Here is a 627-nt window from a genome sequence, read left to right as displayed (position 1 = left end):
GAACGGTGACGGCATCAGCACGATCGCTGTCTTCCGTGGGGGCATGTGGCACATCGATTCCGATGGTGACGGCCGCTGGAACCCAGAAGTCGATCAGATCTTCGCTTACGGCCAAGAAGGCGACATTCCAGTTGTAGGTGTCTTCGCCGCGAAGGTCGCCGCCCAACATTGCCGCTCAGTTCGGCCGGGGCTGGCAAGTCGAGCAGCGATACTTGGGAACTAGAAGGCCCGGCCCGACCTGCTTCGAGCCTGGTCCGCAGTCCGAGCGATCGTCGAGACCGCCTGGCGATGGCTCGAATCCCACCCCGACGGCTACGGCCCGAAGCCGTCCCGAGCCTGAGCATCTCGCCTCGAAGGACCTCGCATCCGTGACCGCCCCCCTGCCCCGACCGGAGCCCTCGACCTCCCCGGCCCTCGACGCGATTGGCGCGGTGGCGATCGGCCGCAACGAGGGGGATCGCCTGATCGCCTGCCTCGATTCGCTCGTCGGGCGGGTGGGGCGGGTCGTGTATGTCGATTCGGGATCTCGGGATGGGAGCATCGCGGAGGCGAGGGCGCGCGGGGTCGAGGTCGTCGCGCCAAGCAGTTGCTGGTCGAAACGCCGGATGACCTGGTGGTCGATCACTA

At 66.7% G+C, this 627-nt stretch carries 1 pseudogene; it reads left to right on the top strand.

Annotated elements, in window-relative coordinates:
- Positions 1–368: 368 nt before the first annotated feature.
- Positions 369–627: pseudogene (locus AB1L30_RS00310) on the top strand (hypothetical protein); the annotation flags it as partial.

It is taken from the genome of Bremerella sp. JC817, from assembly GCF_040718835.1.
Taxonomy (GTDB): domain Bacteria; phylum Planctomycetota; class Planctomycetia; order Pirellulales; family Pirellulaceae; genus Bremerella.
The sequence above is the reverse complement of the archived record's forward strand: the minus strand, read 5'-3'. Positions and strand labels throughout refer to the sequence as shown.